We start from the raw sequence: 22,080 nt of genomic DNA on the forward strand, positions 1-22,080 counted from the left end.
TCAGGCGAAAAGAGAGCGCGCCTTCTCCAGCGCTTCCGCCAGCCTGTCGATCTCCTCGCGCGTATTGTATAGCGCGAAAGACGCGCGGCAGGTGGAGGTGACGCCGAAACGGGACAGGAGCGGCATGGCGCAATGCGTTCCCGCGCGCACCGCTATGCCCGAACGATCGATGATCGTGGCGATGTCGTGGGCATGCGCCTCCGCCATGTCGAAGGCGACGATCGGCCCCTTGTCGGGCGCATGGCCATAGATTCTCAGCCCCTCGATCTGCGACAGTTTCTGATGCGCATAGGCGGTCAGCCCCGCTTCATGCGCGCGGATCGCGTCACGGCCGATGCGCTCCATATAGTCAAGCGCCGCGCCAAGCCCCACCGCTTGCGCGATCGGCGGCGTGCCCGCCTCGAAACGATGCGGCGGGGTGTTATAGGTGACCGAATCGAGCGTCACCGTTTCGATCATTTCGCCGCCGCCGCAGAACGGCGGCAGCGCCTCGAGCCATTCGCGCTTGCCGTAGAGAGCGCCGATCCCGGTCGGGCCGTAGAGCTTATGGCCGGTCAGCACGTAAAAATCGGCGTCGAGCGCCTGCACGTCGACATCGAGATGCACGGCGCCCTGCGAGCCGTCGACGACCAGCGGAACGCCGTGCGCATGCGCGATGCGCGCGACGTCGGAGATTGGAACCGGCGCGGCGAGCACATTCGACATATGCGTGAGCGCGACGATCTTGGTGCGCGGCGAGAAGAGCTTTTCGAACGCCTCGAGATCGAAGCGGCCGTCCTTGTCGACCTCCAGCCACTTCAGCACCGCGCCCTTGCGCTCGCGAAGGAAATGCCAGGGGACGATGTTGGAGTGATGCTCCATGATCGACAGGATGATCTCGTCGCCTTCGCGGATATGCGCCTGGCCGAAGGAGGCGGCGACAAGATTCAAGGCTTCGGTCGCGCCGCGCGTGAAAACAATCTCTTCGGTGGATTCCGCGTTGAGAAAGCGGCGGACGGTCTCGCGCGCGCCCTCGAAGGCCTCGGTCGCGGCGTTGGCGAGGTAATGCAGGCCGCGATGCACATTGGCGTATTCATGCTCATGGAAATGCATCAACCGGTCGAGCACGGCGCGCGGCTTTTGCGCCGAGGCGGCGTTGTCGAGATAGGCGAGCGGCTTTCCATAAGGACGCTCCGAAAGGATCGGAAAGTCCGCCCGAACCGCTTCGACGTCGTAGCCTGTCTGAATGCGCGCAATTTCGTTCATCGACTGATCCTTCGAGAGAGCCATGCCCTGACGCGTTCGCAAAGAAACGCCTTCAATTGCTCGTCTTCGAGCGCTTCCATCGCCTCATTGGCGAAACCCTCGATAAGCAGAGCTTCAGCCTCTCTGCGCGGCAGTCCGCGCGCGCAGAGATAAAACAGCTGGTCCTTGTCGAGCCTGCCGCATGTCGCGCCGTGAGCGCATTGCACGTCGTCGGCGAAGATCTCGAGCTCCGGCTTGTTGTTCATCGTCGCGTGTTCGGAGAGCAGCACCGCCTTGGACTGCATCACGCCATCGGTCTTCTGCGCGTCCGGGCGCACGACGATTTTGCCTTGAAACACGCCGACGCTCTGGTCGTCGAGAATATTACGGAAACATTCCCGACTCTGTCCAAAGGGCTTCACATGATCGACGACGAGGGTCGTGTCGGCGTGCAGTCGTCCGCGTCCCAGTGCGGCTCCATTGAAGACCGCGCGCGCGTTCTCGCCGTCGAGCCGGGCGAAGATCTGCCGGCGGTTCAACCCCTCGCCCTCGACCAGCGCAACGGAATTGACGGCGGAGTTCTCGTCGAGATGGACGAGCAGCGACGCGACGCGAACCGATTGATCGACGCCGCCGGAAAGATGCGTCATGAGATCGACGCGCGCATGCGGCGCCAATCGAAGCACGAGCGCGCCATTCTCTTGCGCCGCCGCTCCCGACAGATCGCCAATCGTTTCGATCAACGTCGCGTGAGCGCCTTCGCCGAGCACGACGAGCGCGCGCGTGTAGGTCGACTGCGGCGCGTCGGCGGAGACCAGCGTCGCGAGTTCGATCGCGCGGTCGATCCGAACGCCCGGCGCAATCTGGACGACGACGCCGTCCTGCATCAGCGCCGCGTTGAGCGCCAGGATCGGATCCTGCGCGCCAATGTCTGCGCTGGCGAGCGCCGACATCAGATGCGCCGCGCCCTGCGCCAGCGCGTCGCGGAGCGACTGGATGGCGACGCCCTCCGGGAGCCGCGCCATGTCCGAGAGATCGGGCCGGAACACGCCGTCGAGCGTGACAAATCGGAGAGAATCATGGGCGCGCGGCAGCTGCAATGCGCCATGCGAGGCGGTGGCGAGCGGCGCCGGCCGGCTCATCGCCGATTTCAGGTCCGTGTAGTGCCAGGACTCCACGCGGCGGTTCGGCAGGCCGAGCTCGGAGAACGCCGCCCAAGCGGCCGCGCGCAGGCGCGACGCGCCCTTGTCGCGCATCTCTTCGTAGAAAGACGACAGCGCCGCTTCCGCTTCGCTCGCCAGTGTGATCATCGCCTCATGCCGCCTCTTGCGCGATGTAATCCTGATAGCCGCGCTCTTCGAGCTCCAGAGCAAGATCCGGGCCTCCCGACCGCATGATGCGGCCCTGCGCCATCACATGCACGGTGTCCGGCCTGATATAGTCGAGCAGGCGTTGATAGTGCGTGATGACGACAAAGGCGCGGTCGGGCGCCCGCAGCGCGTTGACGCCGTCCGCGACGACGCGCAGCGCGTCGATGTCCAGCCCTGAATCGGTCTCGTCCAGAATGGCGAGACGCGGCTGCAGAAGCGCCATCTGCAGGATTTCCATGCGCTTTTTCTCGCCGCCGGAAAATCCTGAGTTGAGCGGCCGGCGCAGCATGTCCTGCGCGACGCCGAGCGCCGCCGCGGCCTCCTTGACGCGCTTCATGAACTCCGGCGTCTGCAATTCCGGCTCGCCGTGGGCGCGGCGCTGCGCGTTGAGCGCCGCCTTGAGGAAGGTCATGGTGGCGACGCCGGGAATTTCGACCGGATACTGGAATGCGAGAAAGACGCCCTTGGCGGCGCGCTCCGCGGGATCGAGGTCGAGAATGTTCTCTCCGTTGAGCCGCACTTCGCCCTGGGTGACGTCATAGCCTTCACGGCCGGAGAGGACGTAGGAGAGAGTCGATTTGCCGGCCCCGTTCGGGCCCATGATCGCCGCGACCTCGCCGGCCTTTACTGAGAGCGTAAGGCCTTTGAGAATTTCGCGCTCGCCGACGGCGACGTGCAGGTCCTTGATTTCGAGCATCATCAAAAACTCTTCCCGATCTCTGGCGTCATGGCCGGCCTCGAGCCGGCCATCCACGTCTTGGCGTTCCGTAATCTCGAGCATCGAACGGCGGGTTGGCGTGGATGGCCGGGACAAGCCCGGCCATGACGCGCTGAATACATCACCCCACGCTTCCTTCGAGCGAGATCGAGATCAGCTTCTGCGCCTCGACCGCGAACTCCATCGGCAGCTGCTGCAGCACGTCGCGCACGAAGCCGTTGACGATCAGCGCCGTCGCCTCTTCCGCCGAAAGCCCGCGCTGCATGGCGTAAAACAGCTGGTCCTCGGAGATCTTCGAGGTCGTAGCCTCATGCTCGAACTGCGCGGTCGGGTTCTTCGACTCGATATAGGGAACCGTATGCGCGCCGCAGCCATGGCCGATCAGCAGGCTGTCGCACTGGGTGAAATTGCGCGCGCCCTCCGCCTTGCGATGTGCGGACACCTGGCCGCGATAGGTGTTCTGCGAACGGCCGGCCGAAATGCCCTTGGAGATGATGCGACTCTTCGTGTTCTTGCCGAGATGCAGCATCTTGGTGCCGCTGTCGACCTGCTGATAGCCGTTCGAGACCGCGATCGAGTAGAATTCGCCCTGCGCGCCGTCGCCGCGCAGAATGCATGAGGGATATTTCCAGGTGATCGCCGAGCCGGTCTCGACCTGAGTCCAGGAAATATGCGAGTTGCGGCCGCGGCAATCGCCGCGCTTGGTGACGAAATTGTAAATGCCGCCCTTGCCTTCGCTGTCGCCCGGATACCAGTTCTGCACCGTCGAATATTTGATTTCGGCGTCGTCGAGCGCGACGAGTTCTACCACCGCTGCATGCAACTGGTTCTCGTCGCGCTTGGGCGCCGTGCAGCCCTCGAGATAGCTCACATAGGCGCCTTCGTCGGCGATGATCAGCGTGCGCTCGAACTGCCCCGTCTTCTGCTCGTTGATGCGGAAATAGGTCGACAGCTCCATCGGGCAGCGCACGCCCTTCGGCACATAGACGAAGGAGCCGTCGGAAAAGACGGCGCTGTTCAGCGTCGCGTAGAAATTGTCGGTCACCGGCACGACCGAGCCGAGATATTTGCGCACCAGTTCCGGATGCGTCTGCACCGCCTCGGAAATCGGGCAGAAGATCACGCCCGCCTTGGCCAGCTCTTCCTTGAAGGTCGTCGCCACCGACACCGAGTCGAACACTGCGTCGACCGCGACGCGGCGGGTCTCGATGCCCGCCAGAATCTCCTGTTCCCGCAGCGGGATGCCGAGCTTCTCATAGGTGCGCAACAGCTCGGGGTCGACGTCGTCGAGCGACTTCGGGCCGGGCGTCGATTTCGGCGCGGCGTAATAATAGAGATCCTGGAAGTCGATCTGCGGATAGTGCACGCGCGCCCAGCGCGGCTCGGGCATCGTCAGCCAGCGCCGGTAGGCTTCCAGGCGCCAGTCGGTGAGCCACTGCGGCTCGTTCTTCTTCGCCGAGATGAAACGAACGATGTCTTCATTCAGGCCCTTGGGGGCCTTTTCCGATTCGATATCGGTCGAAAACCCGTATTTATAGGCGTCGACGTCGATCGACTCGACGCGCGCAACGGTCTCCTGACGAGCCGCCATTCTCTTTTCTCCTCGTCACGACGGGTTCAAGGCCCGCCGGCCGATCGTTCCGCCTCCGCCCAGCCCGTTAGGCGTCGGCTAGGCGGCGGAATGTCGGGACCGCATGCGATCCGCGACACGTGCAAGAACCTTTCCAAACACTTCTACATCCTCTTGCGTCGAAGACCAACCGAAACTGGCCCTCAGCGCCTCCTTCTCGGTCGCGCCCATGGCCGCAAGCACATGGGATTCCATCATCTTGCCTGAGGAACAGGCTGAGCCCGCCGAGAGCGCGACATTCTCGAGGTCGAGCGCCATCAGCATGGTGCGCGGGGCGAGGCCAGGGATGGAGAAAGCGCTGGCGTTGGGGGCGCGCTGCGTCCCGATTCCGTACAATCGGGCGTCGGGCGCGACTTTCAAGACTTCCCGCTCCAGCGCGTCGCGCAAATTGGCGAGCCGCGTCGCCTCTCCCGCCAAATCCGCGGTCGCGGCCGTCAGAGCCGCCGCCAGGCCTGCGATTCCAGGGATATTCTCGGTTCCCGCCCGGCGGCCGAACTCCTGACCGCCGCCGCGAAAGATCGGCGCCTGCAGATGCAGGCTTTCGTCGCGGAAGACGAGCGCGCCGACCCCCATGGGCCCGCCGAGCTTATGTGAGGAAAGGAACAGAATGTCCGCGTCCGTCGTCGCGAATGTCGTCTCACACCGGCCGACGGATTGCACGGCGTCGCAGACGACGACGCCCTTCGCCGCATGGACGCGGGCGGCCGCGGCGGCCACCGGCTGAACGACGCCCGTCTCATTGTTGACGGCCTGCAGCGCCAGCATCGGGCGCCGGCCGGAACGTCGCGCCAGCGCCGCGTCCAGCGCCTCCAGCGAGATCGCGCCTTCGCGGGTCAGCGGAACGATTTCCACAGCGTCGGACGGAAAGCGGTGGCCCTGCAAGACGCAGAGATGCTCGCCCGCGCCGATCAGCAGGACGTCGATCGGGGCCGCGTCGCCCTCGGCGCTGAGCGCCGGCGAAAGCGCGAGGCTCGCCGCCTCGGTCGCGCCGCTGGTGAAGACGACGCCGCGCCGTGGCGCGCCAAGCGCCTCTGCGACCACCGAACGCGCATTTTCCAATATCGCCTTCGCCATCCTGCCTTCGGCATGGACGGACGAGGGATTGCCGAGGGTCTTGAGGGCGTCGAGCATCGCCGCCTGCGCTTCAGGGCGCAGCGGCGACGTTGCGTTGTGGTCGAGATAGACGCGCGTGGGCATTTGTTAGGCAGTGTAGCAGAGCGCGAAGGGCCCGGCGCGTTTCTTGTATCGGCGCTGCGCGTTCGGCTTCCCTGCGAAAGGCGCTTCATGCAGATCGAGATTGACAGGCCTCATGTGGAGGCGCTCGTCGCGCGTTTTCCGGCCCACGCATGCCTTTCCGCTCAGCTGCGCTTTTCCGACCGCGTCGAGGCCGATCTCTCGCACTTCAATGCGGAGGAGCTCGATTTTCTTGGCGCGCTCTTCCGGGACGCCGGGCCGCAGCTGCGCGCCCGCGCCGCGCAACTCGAGACCCTGCGCTCGGCGATGGAGGCGAAGAGCGCCCGCTTCGCCGCGGAGGACCTCGAAGACGTCTTGCCGGCGCTCGTGCGCTACCTGGCGACCGACGCGATACGTGGCTGGCTTTTCACCGCCAATGTCACGTCGAAACCCCTACCCTATGTCATCACGCGTTTCGATTACGTCCCGGCCTCGAACGACGAGGCGGGAAAAATCCTCATCGAGATCAAGGCCAACGCCAAAGGAACGCTGCAATCCAACGTGATCCGCATCATGAGCGCCGACATCGCCGGCCGCACCATCGGCGAGATCCTGGCGGCGCGCGGCTTCGTGCGGGAAACGCCGGCGTTGATCGAAACCTTCGAGGCTTCGAGCGAGACCTATTACGACTGGCGCGGAAAATACGGGGCGCAGTTCTCGGCGAAGGGAATCGGTTTCCACGCCGAAGATCCGACGTCGACGCATCGCGACACCGATTGGTCGCGCAAGGACCTCATCGTGCTTTCGAGCAATGGCTCCGAGGCGCGTCTCGTCAATGACGAAAGCATTCTCACCGGGCGCAGTCTGACGCTGGAGGCGCCGGGCGACGTCCTTGGCCATTTCCTGCGCAAGGCAGGCAAGAGCAATCGCTTCGCGGCGGAGGATGAACTCGCCGAAATCAGGGCGCTGATCCCTGAGGGGCTGTTCACGCAGATTCCGGTTCATCCCTACATCTTCATGTTCCATCTCGATCTGCATCACTACGTCTGGGTGCATGTCGACGAAATGGCGCCGTATCGCTACCAGCCGGAACTCAAGGAAAAGCTCGTTCTGCCAGAGGAACAGACGGATCTGATCGACATTCTGACGGCCGAGATGGATGTGCTGATGGACGACATCGTTCAGGGCAAATCCGGCGGCACGACCGTGCTGTGCGCCGGACCGCCCGGCGTCGGCAAAACGCTGACGGCGGAAGTCTATTCGGAGATCATTCAGCGTCCGCTTTACCGCGTGCATTCGGGCCAGCTCGGCCTCAATGTCTCGACGATGGAGACGGCGCTGAAGGACATTCTCACGCGCGCGCAGCGCTGGGGCGCGGTGATGCTGATCGACGAGGCCGACGTCTATATCAAGCGGCGCGACGACAATATCGCCATGAACGCCGTCGTCGGCGTCTTCCTGCGCGTTCTCGAATATTTCAACGGACTGCTGTTTCTCACGACGAACCGCGTGGACGATATCGACGAGGCGATCGTCTCGCGCTGTATCGCGCTGATCCGCTATGCGCCGCCTGACGAAGAAGCCCGGCGGCGCATCTGGCGCGTCATGGCCGGGCAGTTCGATCTGGCGCTGGACGATGCGCTGATCGACCGGCTGGTCGCGACCTTTCCCGAGGCGACGGGCCGCGACATCAAGGGGCTCGCGAAACTCACCGCGAAATTCTGCCACCAGAAAAGCGTCGCGCCGAGCCTGCCGGTCTTCCAGCGCTGCGCGATCTTCCGTGGGCTGGAGATCGCGCGCGCCGCATAACCCTCCCCCGTCGAAGAGGGTTATGCGCGTCGTTCAGGGCCGCGCGGACTTGGCCAGCCGCGCCAGATTGACGAATTCCGCGCGATAGCCGAACGGATCGTCGCCCTTGGCGTTTTGCGCCAGCGCAATCACATCGTCATAGCCATAACTGCCGAGATAGGGCGCGCCTTTCAGCATCTGCGCAAAGGCGGCGACGGCGATGGAAAAGCGAACCTCCTGCGGCGCATGCGCGACGCTGTCGATCGTCCGCGAGTCGCCGATCGGCTGCGTGATGAGACGTGACGCCTCTTCCTTCGGCAGCTTGTAGCGCAGTTTCAGAAAGCCGAGTTCGCCGTCGGCGCCCGTCTGCCCGGCGGCCGGCGCGGCCGCCTTCTGCTTGCCGTAACGCAGGTCGTCGACGAGTTTCTTCTGCGAACCCACCGGCGTGATCTCGTAAATCGCGGTGACGCGATGGCCCGAGCCCACATCGCCTGCGTCGACCTTGTCGTTGTTGAAATCCTCGCGCCGCAGCGCGCGGGTTTCATAGCCGATCAGCCGATATTCGGACACGCGCGCCGGATTCCACTCGACCTGAATCTTCACGTCCTTGGCGATCGGAAAAAGCGTCGACGACGCTTCCTCGACCAGCGCCTTGCGCGCCTCGTTAAGATTGTCGACATAGACCGCCGCGCCATTGCCATTCTGCGCCAACGCCTGCATCAGCGCGTCATTGTAATTGCCCTGGCCGACGCCGAGTATGGACAGGAAGACGCCCTTCTCGCGCTTGCGTTCGATCAGCCCCTTCAATTCGCGCTGATCGGTGACGCCGACATTGAAATCGCCGTCCGTCGCAAGGATCACGCGGTTGACCGCGGATGCGTCGAAATTCGCCTCGGCCAGCCGGTAAGCGTCCTGTACGCCTTGCGCGCCGGCGGTCGAGCCGCCTGCGCCGAGCGCGTCGACCGCCGCCAGAATTTTGGCCTTGTCGGACACCTTGGTCGGTTCGAGCGCGACGCCGGAGCCCGACGCGTAAGTGACGACCGCGACCGTGTCCTCAGGCCGCAATTCGTCGACGAGCATGCGCAGCGCGTTCTTGACGAGCGGCAGTCGGTCCTGCGGCGCCATCGAGCCCGACACGTCGATCAGAAACACAAGATTGGCGCGGGGACGCTCGGCGCTTTGCAGCGCATATCCCTGGATCGCGACATGCACGAGGCGGTTGTCGGCATTCCAGGGGCTGGGCGTCACCGTGATCGTCGGCTTGAACGGAGTCTGCGCGCTCTCGGGCTTCGGATAGTCGTAGGGGAAATAATTGACGAACTCCTCGACGCGCACCGAATCCTTCGGCGGCAGGCGGCCTTCGTTGAGCGCGCGCCGGGCGAAGGCGTAGGAGGCGGCGTCGACGTCGATCGAAAAGGTCGAAACGGGATCCGTCGCCGTGACTTTGACCGGGTTGATGTCCTTTGAATCGAATCTGTCTCGAAACGCGCTCTCCGGCGCGACCTGCGCATCGACCGGCAGCGGCGGCGCGCCCGGCTGGACGGCGGAAACGGATCTCGCGTCGCGCGCGGATCGCGTCAGCCGCTGTTCAGCCTCGTTGCGCACCGAACCGGCGAGTTGCGGCGGCCCGGCGCGCGTGTCGGCTGCGCCGCCAATCGCGCCCGCCGCCGTCCTGGATTTTGCGCGTCGCGCGACGGACGCGGGGGGCGCCGGAGCCGGCGCAATCGTCGACGGCGCCTCCATGCGCGGCGCCGCGGCCATTTCGGCCGGCGGCGTGGCGCGGCCGATCGGAAGATCGGAACGGTTGTCGCCGCCCGGCGTCAAATTGCGCGAAAGCATGAAAGCGGCGGGGGCGCCGATCATCAGCGCGGCGATCGAGGCCGCCAGCGCGCGATTGAAATGGATCGTCTGTCGCATCGTCCGTTTCCCTTCCGTTGGAGAGGAGGCGGGACTGAGACGTTGCGGCGCGGCCGATCCTTGGGCGTCGGCTGCGCTTTTTTCGAAGGCGGCGGCGGCGGCCGCGAGCGCGGCGCGCTTTGCGCCGTCTTCGGGCGGCGGAACCTGAGTCTCCTTGAGGCGCATGAGATCGCGTTCGATCATCGCGCCGCCTCCAGCGTGGTCTTCAGGCGCTTGCGCGCCTCGTGCAGATGCCACGACACGGTTTTCTCCGAGCAGCCCATCAGCGCCGCCGCCTCGCCGTGCGACAGATCCTGCGCATAGACGAGCAGCACGGCGTCGCGTTGCTGATCGGGCAGCGCGCGCACGGCGCGCCAAAGGTCCTGCCCCATGATGTCGTCCTCTGGGGTGTCGTTTCCGGCGCCGTCCGCAAGCGCCAAAACTTGCGCGGGATCGAGCGCCACGACTCTGCGCCGGGCGCGAATATGATCGACCGCGGTCGTATAGGCGATGCGATGGACCCAGGTCGTGACGGCGCAGTCATTGCGGAAAGAGCGTATCGCCGTCGCCATCTTCACCATCGTGTCCTGGGCGATGTCCTGCGCCTCGGCGCGCGCGCCGCTCCAGCGCCAGGCGAGCGCATAGACGCGGTCGTAATGGCGCTCGGCCAGCGTGGCGAAAGCCGCGCCGTCGCCGGACGCCGCCCGTTGCGCCAGTTCGCCGTCGGTGTCTTCGCCCGGCAAATCGCCCCCGCTTATTGACGCCGTTGAGACTATTGACGGCGCAGGCTCTGAAATCCTTGGGCCCAAGCGGCCAAATTTATGCGGCGCGCCCCGAAATGCCGAATTTCCTTGCATTTCACTGTGGCCCGCGTGGTAGAAGGCGCGCCTGCCCGTCTCTCAAGGATTACGAATGCCCGAGGTTATCTTCACCGGTCCCGCCGGCAGGCTCGAGGGCCGCTTCCACCAGTCCGCCACGCGCGGCGCGCCGATTGCGATCATTCTGCATCCGCACCCGCAATTCGGCGGCACGATGAACAATCAGATTGTCTATCATCTTTACTACGCCTTTGCGGAGCGGGGCTTTTCCGTGCTGCGCTTCAATTTCCGCGGCGTCGGCCGCTCGCAGGGCGCCTTCGACCATGGCTCCGGCGAACTTTCCGACGCGGCGGCGGCGCTCGACTGGGCGCAGGCCGTCAATCCGGAAGCGCGCGCCTGCTGGATCGCCGGCGTCTCCTTCGGCTCGTGGATCGGCATGCAGCTGCTGATGCGCCGCCCCGAGATCGAGGGCTTCATCTCGGTCGCGCCGCCGGCGAACCGTTTTGACTTCTCCTTTCTGGCGCCCTGCCCCTCGTCGGGACTTTTCATTCACGGCGACCAGGACCGGGTTGCGCCGCTGAAGGAAGTGACCGGGCTGATCGAGAAGCTCAAGACGCAGAAGGGCATTGTGATCGAACATGCGGTGGTCGAAGGCGCGAACCACTTTTTCGAGAACAAGGTCGAGCCGCTGATCGCGCATGTCGACGCCTATCTCGACAGGCGTCTCGGCAATCCGCCGCGGATCGCCATTCCCGCGCGCGGCGACTGACGTCGCGCCTTATGACGCCGCCCGCGCCAGCACGCCGCCGCGCATCGCTTGCGGCGCGCCGGTCGTCGTCGGGAAGGTGATCGGCAGCCCTTCCAGCAGCCGCACGGCGAGATAGGCGAAGGCCTGCGCCTCCATCGAATCCGCCGACCAGCCGACAGCGTCAGCGGTCGTCACCTTGCATGGCAGGCGCATCACGAGCTCGCGCACGAGGATCGGGTTGCGCGCGCCGCCGCCGCAGACGATGAGCAGTTGCGGCTGAGTCGGCAGATGCGGGAAGAGCCGCAACACCGAGGCCGCCGTGAAGGCGGTCAGCGTCGCGGCGGCGTCTTCGGTCGAAAGCTTGGCGACGGCGTCGAGCGCGAAGGCGTTGCGGTCGAGCGATTTGGGCGGCGGCAGATCGAAGAACGGATGCGCCAGCATTTTGAGGAGCGCCGCCTCGTTCACCCGTCCGCGCGCCGCCATATGGCCGTGACGGTCGATCGGCGCGCCGGTGCGCTGGAGCATCAGATCGTCGATCAGCGCATTGCCGGGGCCGGTGTCGCAGGCGATCGGCGCCTCATGTTCGGCGACATAGGTGACATTGGCGACGCCGCCGATATTGAGCAGCGCCACTTCGCCCTTCATGCCGCCGGCCGCGACGAGCGCGCGGTGAAAGACGGGCACGATCGGCGCGCCCTCTCCGCCCGCGGCAATGTCCATGGCGCGGAAATCATAGGCGACGTCGACGCCGAGACGCGCGGCGAGCGCCGGTCCGTCGCCGATCTGAATGGTCAGCCCCTGCTTGGGACGATGCAGCACCGTCTGGCCGTGAAAGCCGACGATATCGATGCTCGCCGGATCGATCTCGTTTTCGCGCAACAGCGCCTCGACCGCTTCGGCGTGACGGTCGGTCACCATGCGCTCGGCGAAGGCGAGAACGCCCGGCCGCGCGTCGCGGTCTTCGAGTGTCGCGGCTTCGGCGAGCGCATTGCGCAGGAGCGCGCGGTCGGCGTCGTTATAGGGGTAATGACCCGTCGGCCCGAAGGCGACGGCGGCGTCGCCATCGGTTTCGATCAGCGCGACGTCGACGCCGTCCATGGACGTGCCGGACATGAGGCCAATGGCGCGGTAGAGGGGCAAGGCGAATCTCCGAGACGGCGGAGATTAGCAGGAGACGCCGTCGCCCACCTCCCCCTTGCGGGATGGTCGCTTGCCGAGGGTGATCTGGTGGAGGTTCGGTTGAAATGCGCTGCGGCGATCGTCCGACCCGGCTTGTTTCGCGAACGCCCCTTCGACGGAAGGACGGCGGCCTGCTCTCAGCGCGCCGGGACGTGAGGCCGATTGAATGAAAAAGGCGTCATGCGCCCATATTGCCGGGCGCTCCCTTCACCAATTGGGTGAAGTCCGACCATTGCTCGACGCGAAAGGCGCGTATGTCGCGCACGGCGTTGGGAAACCAAGGCAGGTTCCGTAGCGCCATGAGCGCGGAGAAGAGTTTGGCCAAATCCTCGTTCTTGCTGACATAAAGGCTGCCCTGGACCCAGTCGAACTCGAATTTGGAGAGCGTGTCGCGAATGTCTGAATAGGCTTGTGCGACGCCTTTGGGATGATGGATTTGCGTTTCGGCGACGACCAGATCAAACGCGATGGCGAACATCAACGCTCCTTCGGATCATCAAGAATATCGCTAAACTTGTAGTCTACGACTTCTCCCGACTCGAGCACGCGAATACGCATCCAGCGATCGCCGCCGCCCTCTTCCTCGCCAACGCCAATGATCTCATAGGCCGGACCGAATGGTCCGAAGCGGCGAGACGTCCCGATCAAGGTTTGCGGCTCGGGGACGAACGATGGCGCCCGATGTTGATTCATGGCGTCACTCTATCACGGTTAAACATTAGAGCACGTCTATTCAGGGCCACCACTACCGCCGCCCCTCCCAGGCCCAGGCCGCCACAACGGCGCCGACGAGCGCCAGCATCGCCCATAGACCCAAACCGAGCGGCGCGATTTCGACGCCGACCAGCGTCGAGGCGCCGGTCTGCCTGACGCCGATCCAGTCCCCGCCGCCGTAGCGATTGGCGTCGCGCAATTCGACGACGCGCGGCATCGCGACAGTGTCGGCGCCGCCATTTGAGAGTCGCCGCGCCGTCCCGCCCGTCGCTTCCATCATCGGCTGCAGTTTTTCCGTCGTCGACGCCACTTCGCGGAACTCGCGCAGATTGGGCGGGCCGACATTGACGAGCGCCGTCAGACCTTCGCTCTCGAAACGCCACAGGCCCATCTCCTTGGCGTCGAAACGCGCGCGCCACAGTCCCGGCTCGCTCTGCGCGACGGCGATCTCGTCGCGCGCGCCGGAGGGGGCCGTCGCCATCACCGGCGCGGGCCGTTCCTTCATCGTCTGGCGTTCGACGCTGACCTCGCGGCCATGCGCCGAAGCGCGCAGCGCTTCTTCTTCGAGATCCGGCTCCTTCATCAGCCAATGCGCGAGCCGGCGCATCAGATCGACATGCGGGCCGCCGCCCTCATAGCCCCGCGCCCAGAGCCAGATCTGGTCGGACAGCAGCAGCGCCACGCGGCCCTTGCCTTCATGCGACAGCACCAGCAGCGGCTTGTCGCGCACGCCCGACATGATCGAGTCGCCTTTCACCACATTGGCGTTGACCTGTCGGAACCATTCGCCCCAATTCGGCGGCTCTGCGCCGGCGCCTGCGAGTCCGCGCGTCACCGGATGCTTCTCGCCATCCTTGCTGACGTGGGCGCGAAACGCCTGCTCGACGAGCGCGCCGTCGGGACGCGCCGGCAGGATGTTTTCGAGCGGCGAGTAATAGAGCCCGCGCAGCGTCGCATAATCGGGACCGACCGCCGCGAGAAAGGCGCCGCCGTTCTCGACGTAGTTGGCGATGTTCTCGAAATAGATCGACGGCAGAGTCGTCTGGCTCGAATAGCGGTCGAAGATGATGAGATCGAATTCGTTGATCTTGCGGCCGAAGAGATCTGCGGTCGGGAACGCGATCAGCGACAATTCGCTCGCCGGCGTGATGTCGAGCTTCTCCGGAGGACGCAAAATCGTGAAATGCACGAGTTCGACATTGGCGTCGGCGCGCAGAAGATTGCGCCAGCTTCGCTCGCCGGGATGCGGCTCGCCCGACACAAGCAGCACTTTGAGCCGGTCGCGCACGCCTTCGATCGACAGCACGGCCTTGTTGTCGAGCGGCGTGAGTTCGCCCGGCGCCGAGGGCACTTCGAGTTCGACGACATTCTGCCCGCCATGTTCGATGCGCACCGGAATGCTGACGATATCGCCGGGAACCGGGCTGAAGGTCGGCAGCGCCTTGCCGTCGCGCCGCACCGAGATCGGAATGCGCCGTCCGTCGCCGCCGAGATCGACGACCCGGGCGCGGATGATCTGGTCCTTGCCGACGATGCCGAAACGCGGCGCCTCGACAAGCTCGATGCGGCGGTCACGCTCGCCCGGGTGGCCGGTCACAAGCGCATGCACGGGCGCCTTGAAGCCAAGCGCTTCGACCTTCGCGGGAATATCGTGAACGACGCCGTCGGTGAGAAGAATCGCGCCGCCGACGCGCTCCGGCGGCACGTCCTTCAAGACTTCGGCGAGCGCGCCGAACAGCTTGGTGCCGTCGTTGCCGGACGCATCGTTCGTGACTGTGGCCGTGCGCGTTTCGACGTCGCCGAATTTGGCGACCGCCGAGTCGAGCGCCTTGCGCGCCTCTTCCGTCTGCGCGCTTCTCGCGCCGAAATTCTGGCTCTCGCTCTTGTCGATGATAACGGCGACGACGCTCTTTTCTGGATCGCGTTTCTCGCGCACCAGCGATGGATCGGCGAGCGCCGCCATCAGCAGGGCGAAGGCGACGGCGCGGACCGCCGCGCCGCGCTGCCCTTTCGCCGCCATCAGCGCCAGCGCGCCGGCGCCCAGAACGCCGAGCATGATGAGCGCCGACCAGGGGATGAGCGGCGCGAAGGCGAGGGTGAGATCGCTCATGCGCGCGCGACTCCTGTGGCGCCGTCACGGCCGGGCGTGACCCGGCTCGCCACCGGCCGTCGTCTGAATGCGGAGCCGCTGGGAACAGCGCAGACGCTCATTGCCCCAACCTCTCGAGCAAATCGCGCACATGCACCTGGTCGGATTTGTAATTCCCGGTCAGCGTGTACATGACGAGGTTGATGCCGCCCCGCAGCGCGAATTCGCGCTGGCGCGCGCCGCCGGGGGTCAAGGGAAACAGCGGCTGGCCGCGCTTGTCATGCGCCCAGGCGGCGGCGAGATCATTCGAGGTGATGATGATCGCCGAGACGCTGTCCGTCGCGCGCACCGGACGCGCCGCCTGATCTTTGGCCTCCGGCGGAAGCGCTTCGACCCAGGTCTCGCCATTGGCGTAGCGTCCGACGAATCCGTCGAGAAGGTAGAACGTCTTGGTGATGACGTGATCGCGCGGCGTCACTTCGAGCGGCGGAATGTCCAGGCCTTTCGTCAGATCGCGCAGCCATTGCGTCTCCGGAGTCGAGGCTCCGCCGACGCGCTGCGAAAGGGCGTCGCGCGTGTCGAAGACGACCGTGCCGCCCTGTTTCATATAGGCGGCGACTTTCGCCGCGGTTCTCGCGGATGGCTGCGGCGCGCTTGCGACGATCGGCCAATAGAGCATGGGATAGAAGGCGAGATCGTCCTTCGCCGGATCGACGCCGACCGGGTTTCCGGGCGAGAAGGAGGTGCGGGCGTTCAGCGCCTGCGTCAGCGCCTCGAGGCCCAGCCGCGAGGTTTCGTCGACATGCTGGTCGCCCGACAGCACATAGGCGAGCCGCGTCGTCAGCGCAGCGTCCTTGTCACGCTGCGAGGCGGCGGCGGGCTTCGGCGTCTCGGCGCGCGTTTCGTCGATCATCGCCGTCACGCACAGCAGGCCGAGCAGCGCCGCGGCCGCGGCGCCGAAGGGCCGCAGACGGAGCTTTCCGGCGAGCGCCATGGCGATCAGCGCGTCGGCGATGAACGCCGCAAGAGCGAAGACGAGCAGCGGCCCCCGCAGATCGAGCTGGCCGCCGATCCGCAGCACGCTTGCGGTCAGACCGGCGCCGGCGAAATCAAAGGCGCTGATTTCATCGCCTGGCCGCAAGGTCTGCACGGCGACGAACGCCTCGCCTGCGCCGTAAAGCCCCGGCGGATGTTCGGCGCTCGCAGGCCCCTCAAAGCCCGGCGGAATGCTTTGCGCGGTCGGGCCGGGCGCGCCGAGCGCGCCAAATCCGTCGAGCAGCCGCATCGGCGCGAGAGCCGACTGATCGGCGACGACGTCGGACCGCTCGCCTGAGGGCGCCGACTCGCCCGCCATGGCGCTGATCCGCTTCAGCATCTCGACGAAAAGTCCTGAGATCGGCAGATTTGACCAGCTGGCGTCGGCGTTGACGTGAAACAGCACGATGAGCCCCTTGCCGCGCCGCTCCGCCGTCACAAGCGGGGTGCCGTCGGACAGGCGCGCCCAGATCTTGCCGGCCAGTCCCGGATCGGGTTCGGCCAGCACCTGGCGCTGCACGGTGACGTCTTTCGAGGCCGGCAGTCCGAAGAACGGGCTCGCGGCGTCGAACTCGGCCAGCGATTTCGGCTCTTCCCAGGACATGGCGCCGCCGAGCACGCGCCCGTTTCGGCGCAGCCGCACCGGCAACAGTTCGTCGTCGGCGTTGGCGAGGCGCGGCCCAGCAAACCGCACGAGCGCGCCGCCCTCTTCGACGAAGCGCGACACGGCGTCGAATGTTTCGCCGGGCGGAAGGCCGACATCCGCGAGCGCCAGAATATTAGGCCGTTCGGCGAGCAGCGCCTGCACCGGCTCGACGACGCCGGGACGCGCCGTCCGGATTTGCGCGAAGGGCGCGAGCGCCTTGTCGAGATAGTAGACCGGCGAGAGCAGCGGCTGCGCTTGGTCGGCGCTCTCTCCGCCGACCAGCGCCACGCGCTTCACTTTCGAGCGCGCGTCGAGAAGGGCGACCGCTCCAGCGGAATTCTCGCCCGCGACGCGCATATGGCTCACCTCGTTGCGCAGTTCGACGGGCAGCTCGATTTTCGCTCTGACTCGCCTTGCGCCGCCGAAATCCACGGCGGCGCGCCCGATCGTCTGGCCTTTGGCGTCGAGCGCGTCGACGGTGGCCGACGCTTCGTCGCCGACGCGCAGCACGTCGACGCTCAATGCGGCGGCGTCGTTCGCCGGCGCGGCGAGCGCCCGCAGCGCGCGAACTTCGACGTAAACTTCGACGCCGCCCGCCCCCGAGTCTTTCAGCGCGCGCACGAAATCGCCGGCGCCGCCCTGCGCGACGCCGTCGCTGATCCACACGATGCGCGCGGAGGGATGCGCGCGGGCGAACGCCAGAGTCTGTTCGCCGATCGCTTTGCGTTCGGGCAAGAACGGCTTCGGCCGCGCCGAAAGCAGCTTCTCCATGGCGCGCGGTCCGTCGCTTGGCGCAGGCGCCTGGGTTTCAGATGTGAGCGCGACGGCGACCGGCGCGCCCGCGCGCGCGGCGGAATCGATGATCGACGCGGCGCCTTCGATGCGCCGGTCCCAGGTCGGCGCCGCGGGCCAACCGTCGTCGATCACGATCAGCGTCGGCGCCGAAGAGGCGACGACGCCGCTCGGCGCCCAGACGGGACCGGCCATCGCGACAATCAGCGCTGCAGCGAGCGCGAGCCGCAGCGCCATCAGCCACCAAGGGGTCTTCGACGGCGTCTCTTCGTCGGGCTTGAGCTCGCGCAGGATCTTCGTCGGCGGAAAAAAGATCTCGCGCGGACGCGGCGGAGTCACGCGCAAGAGCCAATAAATGAGCGGGAGCCCGATCAGCCCCAGAAGCGCGAGCGGCGCGGCGAAGGAAACCATCAGCGCCGCTCCTCGAAGCCGACCCCGTTCGTACCGAGCAGCCCCATCGCCAGCGCCAGCGCCGCCTCGGCGGCCGGCCTGTCGGTGCGATGCTGCAGGAACGTGAAGCCGACGTGCTGCGCGGCGCGCCGCACGGCGTCGCGATGCGCCTCGAAGCGTCGCGCATAGGCGGCGCGCAGGCTGCGCGCGTCGCCCGCGTAAAAGGAGGGGCCGCCGTCGGTGTCAAGAAACGTGGTTTCGCCTGCGAATGGCAGGGTCTCTTCGGCTGGGTCGGTCACCATCAGGATCGCGCCGGAGGCGCCGGCGTCGGCGAAGCGCCGCAGTCGGGCGGCGAGCGCGTCCGGTTCGATCAGGAAGTCTGAGATCAGCACGACGCGCGCGCGCGGACGCACCGGCGCCTGCGGCGGAAGATCGTCGCGCGCCGTTTCGCGGGCGTTTTCAGCCAGAGCGCGCGCGAGTCGATCGATCACGTCGCGCGCCGAGATCGGCGCGGTCAGTCCGAGCGCCGCCGCCCGCTCGCCGCCGCGAACGAGCACGTCGGCGAGCGCAAGTCCCAGCGTCACGCCGCGCGAGAGCTTGTCGTCGGTCGCTAGCGACGATCCGAAGGCCATGGAGGGCGAACAATCCATCCAGAGGAAATAGTCGTGCGCCGCCTCCCATTCACGCTCGCGCACATAGAGCTGATCGCCGCGCGCCGAGCGGCGCCAGTCGATGCGATGCGCCGACTCGCCCGACGCAAACGGCCGATATTGCCAGAAGGTCTCGCCGACGCCCGCGCGCTTTCGGCCGTGAACGCCATAGGCGAGGCTCGCCGCGATCTCGCGCGCGCGCGCCACGAGCCTCGGCATTCGGCTCGCGAGATCGGCGGCCGCGGCGCCTTCGCCCGTCGTGCGCTGCGCGGGATCGTAGGCGCGCGTGGAGACGTCAGCGAACATCTTCATCTTTCGCGATGGGAGCGATGAGCGGAGAGACGATGACTCACCCGATCCGCGCCACGAGCGTTTCGATGACGTCGGAAACCGTCATCTCGCGGCGGGCGGCGAAATTCAGCGCCATGCGGTGGCGCAGCACCGGCGCTGCGAGCTTCGCCACATCGTCGATCGACGGCGCCAGCCGGCCGGTGACAAGCGCCCTGGCGCGCGTCGCGAGCATCAACGCCTGCGCGGCGCGCGGCCCCGGCCCCCAGGCGACGTGGGGCGAAATCTCCGGATCGCCTTCGTCGGGGCGGGCGGCGCGAACAAGATCGAGGATCGCGTCGACGACCTTCTCGCCGATCGGCAGCCGCCGCACGAGCCGCTGGGTCGCCATCAGCTCTTCGGCGTCGAGCGCCTGGCTCGCCTGGGCCATCGTCTCGCCGGTCGTCTCCAGCAGCACCCGCCGCTCGCTGGCGCGGTCGGGATAATGCACGTCGATCTGCATCAGGAAGCGGTCGAGCTGCGCTTCCGGCAGCGGATAGGTGCCCTCCTGCTCCAAAGGGTTCTGCGTCGCCAGGACATGGAACGGCCGCGGCAGGTCGTGGCGCTTGCCGGCGACGCTGACGTGATGCTCCTGCATCGCCTGCAGCAGCGCCGATTGCGTGCGCGGCGAGGCGCGATTGATCTCGTCGGCCATCAGCAGCTGGGTGAAGATCGGTCCCCTGATGAAGCGGAAGGAACGGGAGCGGTCGGCGCCCTCCTCCAGCACCTCGGAGCCGAGAATGTCGGCCGGCAGCAGGTCGGGCGTGAACTGCACGCGCTGCTCGGCAAGGCCGAGCACGCAGCCGAGCGTCTCGACAAGCTTGGTCTTGGCGAGGCCGGGCACGCCGACCAGAAGGCCGTGGCCGCCGGCCAGGATCGTCACCAGCGCCTGCTCGACGACCTCGTCCTGGCCAAAAATGACGGCGCCGATGGCGGCGCGGGCGCGACCGATGTGGTCGAGGGCGCGTTCGGCCGACTGGACGACGGCGGATTCGAGCGAGGTCGTCTTGGTGTCGAGAGAGGTCATTTCAGCTTGCTCAGGCAGCCTGTCTGTGAGGGGATCGCGCACGTCGACGGCGGAGCTGCCGAGTTCCGCCGCAAGTCGATCCAAAAGCCCGCTTTTTCGGCTTCGCAGGGAATTTCGAGAGCGAAGCGGCGGAATTTATGGCCAAAGCAATCTTGGTCTCTCCGCCCCCGCAATTCAAGCGCCGCCGGCGCGTCAGAACGCCATTTTGTCGCTCGAACCGCGCGTTGGACATGACGGTTTGTTCATGTGGCGCGCGATGGACGCCGCCCGCCGGCCGGCGCCATGTATAATCCACCGGATATCACTCTTCACGAAAGGCGTTCCCGCCCATGTGGCGCGCAATTGTCGAAACCGCCCTGCTCTTTCTCACGCCTTTCGTCGCCTATGCTCTTTTCCATCTGTTGCAGCGGCGCTGGCCTTTCGTGCGCGAGCTCTGGCACGGCAGGATCGTGTCGCTGCTGACGATCGCCGGGCTGCTCGTCGCCATTATCGGAGTCGTGACGCTCGGCCTCACCGGGCTCAATCAGGGCGCTTATGTGCCGGCCCATGTCGAAAATGGAAAATTGAAGCCGGGCCGCTTCGAATGAGCGCCGCGCAGAGAATGCTCGAGGATCCGCGGCTGGCGACGCTCTTCGCGGCGCTCGAGAAGACGGGCGCCGAGACCCGCGTGGTTGGCGGCGCCGTGCGCGACGCCCTCTTCGGCCTGCCGCCGCACGAGATCGACCTCGCCACGACGGCCTTGCCCGACGCCGTCCTCGCGGCCGCGCGCGCCGCCGGCCTCAAAGGCGTGCCGACCGGCATCGAACATGGCACGGTGACGATCGTCGTCGCGGGAACGCCTTTCGAAGTCACGACCTTGCGCGAAGACGTCGAGACCGACGGCCGCTTCGCCAAGGTCCGCTTCGGCGGCGATTTCGAACAGGACGCCAAGCGCCGCGACTTTACGATCAACGCGCTGTCGCTCTCCTCCGACGGGGAAATTCACGATTACGTCGGCGGGCTCTCGGATCTCGCGGCGCGGCGGATCCGCTTCATCGGCGACGCCGCGACGCGGATTCGCGAGGACTATCTGCGAGTCCTGCGCTTCTTTCGGTTCAACGCCTCGCATGGCGCGGGGCCGTTCGACCGCGAAGGTCTGCATGAATCGATCGTCGCGCGGGAAAATCTGTCGCGTCTGTCCCGCGAGCGCATCCGCGCCGAACTGATGAAGCTGCTGCTGGCGCGCCGGGCGCCGGACGTGCTGCGCGCGATGTCGCACGCCGGCGTCATCGAAGTCATCCTGGGCATCGGCTATCCGGCGCGGCTTCAGCGGCTCGCCGAACGCGAGGCGGCCATGGGCAGGCCGGCGGACGCGGTCTTGCGGCTTGCCGCCTTCTCGGTGCTGACGGTCGAAGACGCCGAGCGGCTGCGCGACCGCCTGCGGCTCTCCAATGAAGAATTCGCCCGGCTCGCGGCGGCGGCGCGGACTCTCGCGCCCCTGCACGGACGCGACGCTCCGCCGCCCGCGTCGCATCTTCGCGAGATGCTGTTCCTATGCGGCGCGCGCGCGGCCGCCGACGCGCTGGCGCTTGCGCATGGGGAAAGCGCGGCGGCGCCGGACGATGCGGCGTGGCTGCAGGCCGCGCGCTATCTCGAAGACACGCCCACGCCCGCCTTCCCGATCAAGGGCGCGGATCTCATCGCGCGCGGCGTCGCGCCGGGCAGGCAATTGGGCGAGGCGCTGAAGACGCTGCAGGCCGAGTGGATACGCGCCGGGTTCCCGCGCGATCCGGCGGTCGTTCGGCAGCTTCTCGAAGACGCTCTGGCGAAGAGCGGTCGAGAGGCGCGGTAGTTTTCGCGCCCGCCGCCTGTTCCTCGCCTGCCGGA

General features: G+C 66.4%; 18 protein-coding genes. 4 read left to right on the plus strand and 14 right to left on the minus strand.

Going from position 1 to position 22,080, the window contains the following annotated elements; translation table 11 throughout:
- From AB7F41_RS07730 to AB7F41_RS07750, 5 genes are all read right to left on the minus strand, one after another.
- Complete coding sequence (locus tag AB7F41_RS07730; protein WP_428380969.1) at positions 1 to 1,245, minus strand: cysteine desulfurase; 1,245 nt, start codon at positions 1,243 to 1,245, stop codon at positions 1 to 3.
- The gene (gene sufD, locus AB7F41_RS07735) at positions 1,242 to 2,534 is read right to left on the minus strand and encodes a Fe-S cluster assembly protein SufD (protein WP_428380971.1); all 1,293 of its coding nucleotides are present in this window, start codon (positions 2,532 to 2,534) and stop codon (positions 1,242 to 1,244) included. Before sufD ends, AB7F41_RS07730 begins: the two co-directional genes overlap by 4 nt.
- A gap of 4 nt (positions 2,535 to 2,538) precedes the next feature.
- Entirely contained in the window at positions 2,539 to 3,291 is a 753-nt protein-coding gene (gene sufC, locus AB7F41_RS07740) for a Fe-S cluster assembly ATPase SufC (RefSeq protein ID WP_428381106.1), read from the minus strand.
- 142 nt (positions 3,292 to 3,433) lie between these two features.
- Positions 3,434 to 4,903, minus strand: coding sequence for a Fe-S cluster assembly protein SufB (gene sufB / locus AB7F41_RS07745; protein ID WP_428380973.1), 1,470 nt, complete (start codon positions 4,901 to 4,903; stop codon positions 3,434 to 3,436).
- A 78-nt stretch (positions 4,904 to 4,981) separates the two neighbouring features.
- Positions 4,982 to 6,139, minus strand: a complete 1,158-nt coding sequence (locus AB7F41_RS07750) for a cysteine desulfurase family protein (protein WP_428380975.1) — start codon at positions 6,137 to 6,139, stop codon at positions 4,982 to 4,984.
- An 87-nt stretch (positions 6,140 to 6,226) separates the two neighbouring features.
- Here AB7F41_RS07750 and AB7F41_RS07755 point away from each other — a divergent pair, with 87 nt between their 5' ends.
- Positions 6,227 to 7,924 (plus strand): ATP-binding protein, encoded by a 1,698-nt coding sequence (locus AB7F41_RS07755; RefSeq protein WP_428380977.1) that lies wholly within the window; start codon positions 6,227 to 6,229, stop codon positions 7,922 to 7,924.
- A gap of 33 nt (positions 7,925 to 7,957) precedes the next feature.
- Here AB7F41_RS07755 and AB7F41_RS07760 read toward each other — a convergent pair whose 3' ends face one another.
- Together AB7F41_RS07760 and AB7F41_RS07765 are read right to left on the minus strand one after the other, a co-directional pair.
- The gene (locus AB7F41_RS07760) at positions 7,958 to 10,003 is read right to left on the minus strand and encodes a YfbK domain-containing protein (protein WP_428380979.1); all 2,046 of its coding nucleotides are present in this window, start codon (positions 10,001 to 10,003) and stop codon (positions 7,958 to 7,960) included.
- On the minus strand, positions 10,000 to 10,542 hold the full coding sequence (locus AB7F41_RS07765; RefSeq protein WP_428380981.1) for an RNA polymerase sigma factor: 543 nt from the start codon (positions 10,540 to 10,542) through the stop codon (positions 10,000 to 10,002). Before AB7F41_RS07765 ends, AB7F41_RS07760 begins: the two co-directional genes overlap by 4 nt.
- 169 nt (positions 10,543 to 10,711) lie before the next feature.
- On the opposite strand from AB7F41_RS07765, the gene AB7F41_RS07770 reads away from it, so the two are divergent.
- Positions 10,712 to 11,386 carry an alpha/beta hydrolase gene (locus AB7F41_RS07770; protein ID WP_428380983.1) on the plus strand — a complete coding sequence of 225 codons (675 nt, stop codon included), beginning with the start codon at positions 10,712 to 10,714 and terminating at the stop codon, positions 11,384 to 11,386.
- Between the two features lie 9 nt (positions 11,387 to 11,395).
- On the opposite strand, the gene AB7F41_RS07775 is transcribed toward AB7F41_RS07770, so the two are convergent.
- The 7 genes from AB7F41_RS07775 to AB7F41_RS07805 all read right to left on the minus strand — a co-directional run bounded on the left by AB7F41_RS07775 (position 11,396) and on the right by AB7F41_RS07805 (position 20,214).
- Positions 11,396 to 12,478 carry an anhydro-N-acetylmuramic acid kinase gene (locus AB7F41_RS07775; RefSeq protein ID WP_428381107.1) on the minus strand — a complete coding sequence of 361 codons (1,083 nt, stop codon included), beginning with the start codon at positions 12,476 to 12,478 and terminating at the stop codon, positions 11,396 to 11,398.
- A gap of 244 nt (positions 12,479 to 12,722) precedes the next feature.
- Entirely contained in the window at positions 12,723 to 13,022 is a 300-nt protein-coding gene (locus tag AB7F41_RS07780) for a virulence factor (RefSeq protein WP_428380985.1), read from the minus strand.
- Positions 13,022 to 13,237, minus strand: coding sequence for a DUF5397 family protein (locus AB7F41_RS07785; protein ID WP_428380987.1), 216 nt, complete (start codon positions 13,235 to 13,237; stop codon positions 13,022 to 13,024). The genes AB7F41_RS07780 and AB7F41_RS07785 overlap by 1 nt, the downstream gene beginning before the upstream one ends.
- Positions 13,238 to 13,289: 52 nt before the next feature.
- Positions 13,290 to 15,368 carry a hypothetical protein gene (locus AB7F41_RS07790; protein WP_428380989.1) on the minus strand — a complete coding sequence of 693 codons (2,079 nt, stop codon included), beginning with the start codon at positions 15,366 to 15,368 and terminating at the stop codon, positions 13,290 to 13,292.
- A 97-nt stretch (positions 15,369 to 15,465) separates the two neighbouring features.
- Positions 15,466 to 18,231, minus strand: coding sequence for a DUF4159 domain-containing protein (locus AB7F41_RS07795; RefSeq protein ID WP_428380991.1), 2,766 nt, complete (start codon positions 18,229 to 18,231; stop codon positions 15,466 to 15,468).
- Entirely contained in the window at positions 18,231 to 19,166 is a 936-nt protein-coding gene (locus AB7F41_RS07800; RefSeq protein WP_428381109.1) for a DUF58 domain-containing protein, read from the minus strand. Before AB7F41_RS07800 ends, AB7F41_RS07795 begins: the two co-directional genes overlap by 1 nt.
- Positions 19,167 to 19,209: 43 nt before the next feature.
- The gene (locus tag AB7F41_RS07805; RefSeq protein WP_428380993.1) at positions 19,210 to 20,214 is read right to left on the minus strand and encodes an AAA family ATPase; all 1,005 of its coding nucleotides are present in this window, start codon (positions 20,212 to 20,214) and stop codon (positions 19,210 to 19,212) included.
- A gap of 329 nt (positions 20,215 to 20,543) precedes the next feature.
- Here AB7F41_RS07805 and AB7F41_RS07810 point away from each other — a divergent pair, with 329 nt between their 5' ends.
- Both AB7F41_RS07810 and AB7F41_RS07815 read left to right on the plus strand, forming a co-directional pair.
- Positions 20,544 to 20,801: a DUF6111 family protein gene (locus AB7F41_RS07810; RefSeq protein WP_428380995.1), complete on the plus strand. Its 258-nt coding sequence runs from the start codon at positions 20,544 to 20,546 to the stop codon at positions 20,799 to 20,801.
- Positions 20,798 to 22,045, plus strand: coding sequence for a CCA tRNA nucleotidyltransferase (locus tag AB7F41_RS07815; RefSeq protein WP_428380997.1), 1,248 nt, complete (start codon positions 20,798 to 20,800; stop codon positions 22,043 to 22,045). Before AB7F41_RS07810 ends, AB7F41_RS07815 begins: the two co-directional genes overlap by 4 nt.
- Positions 22,046 to 22,080: the final 35 nt, after the last annotated feature.

This window comes from Methylocystis sp. (genome assembly GCF_050251305.1).
Taxonomy (GTDB): domain Bacteria; phylum Pseudomonadota; class Alphaproteobacteria; order Rhizobiales; family Beijerinckiaceae; genus Methylocystis.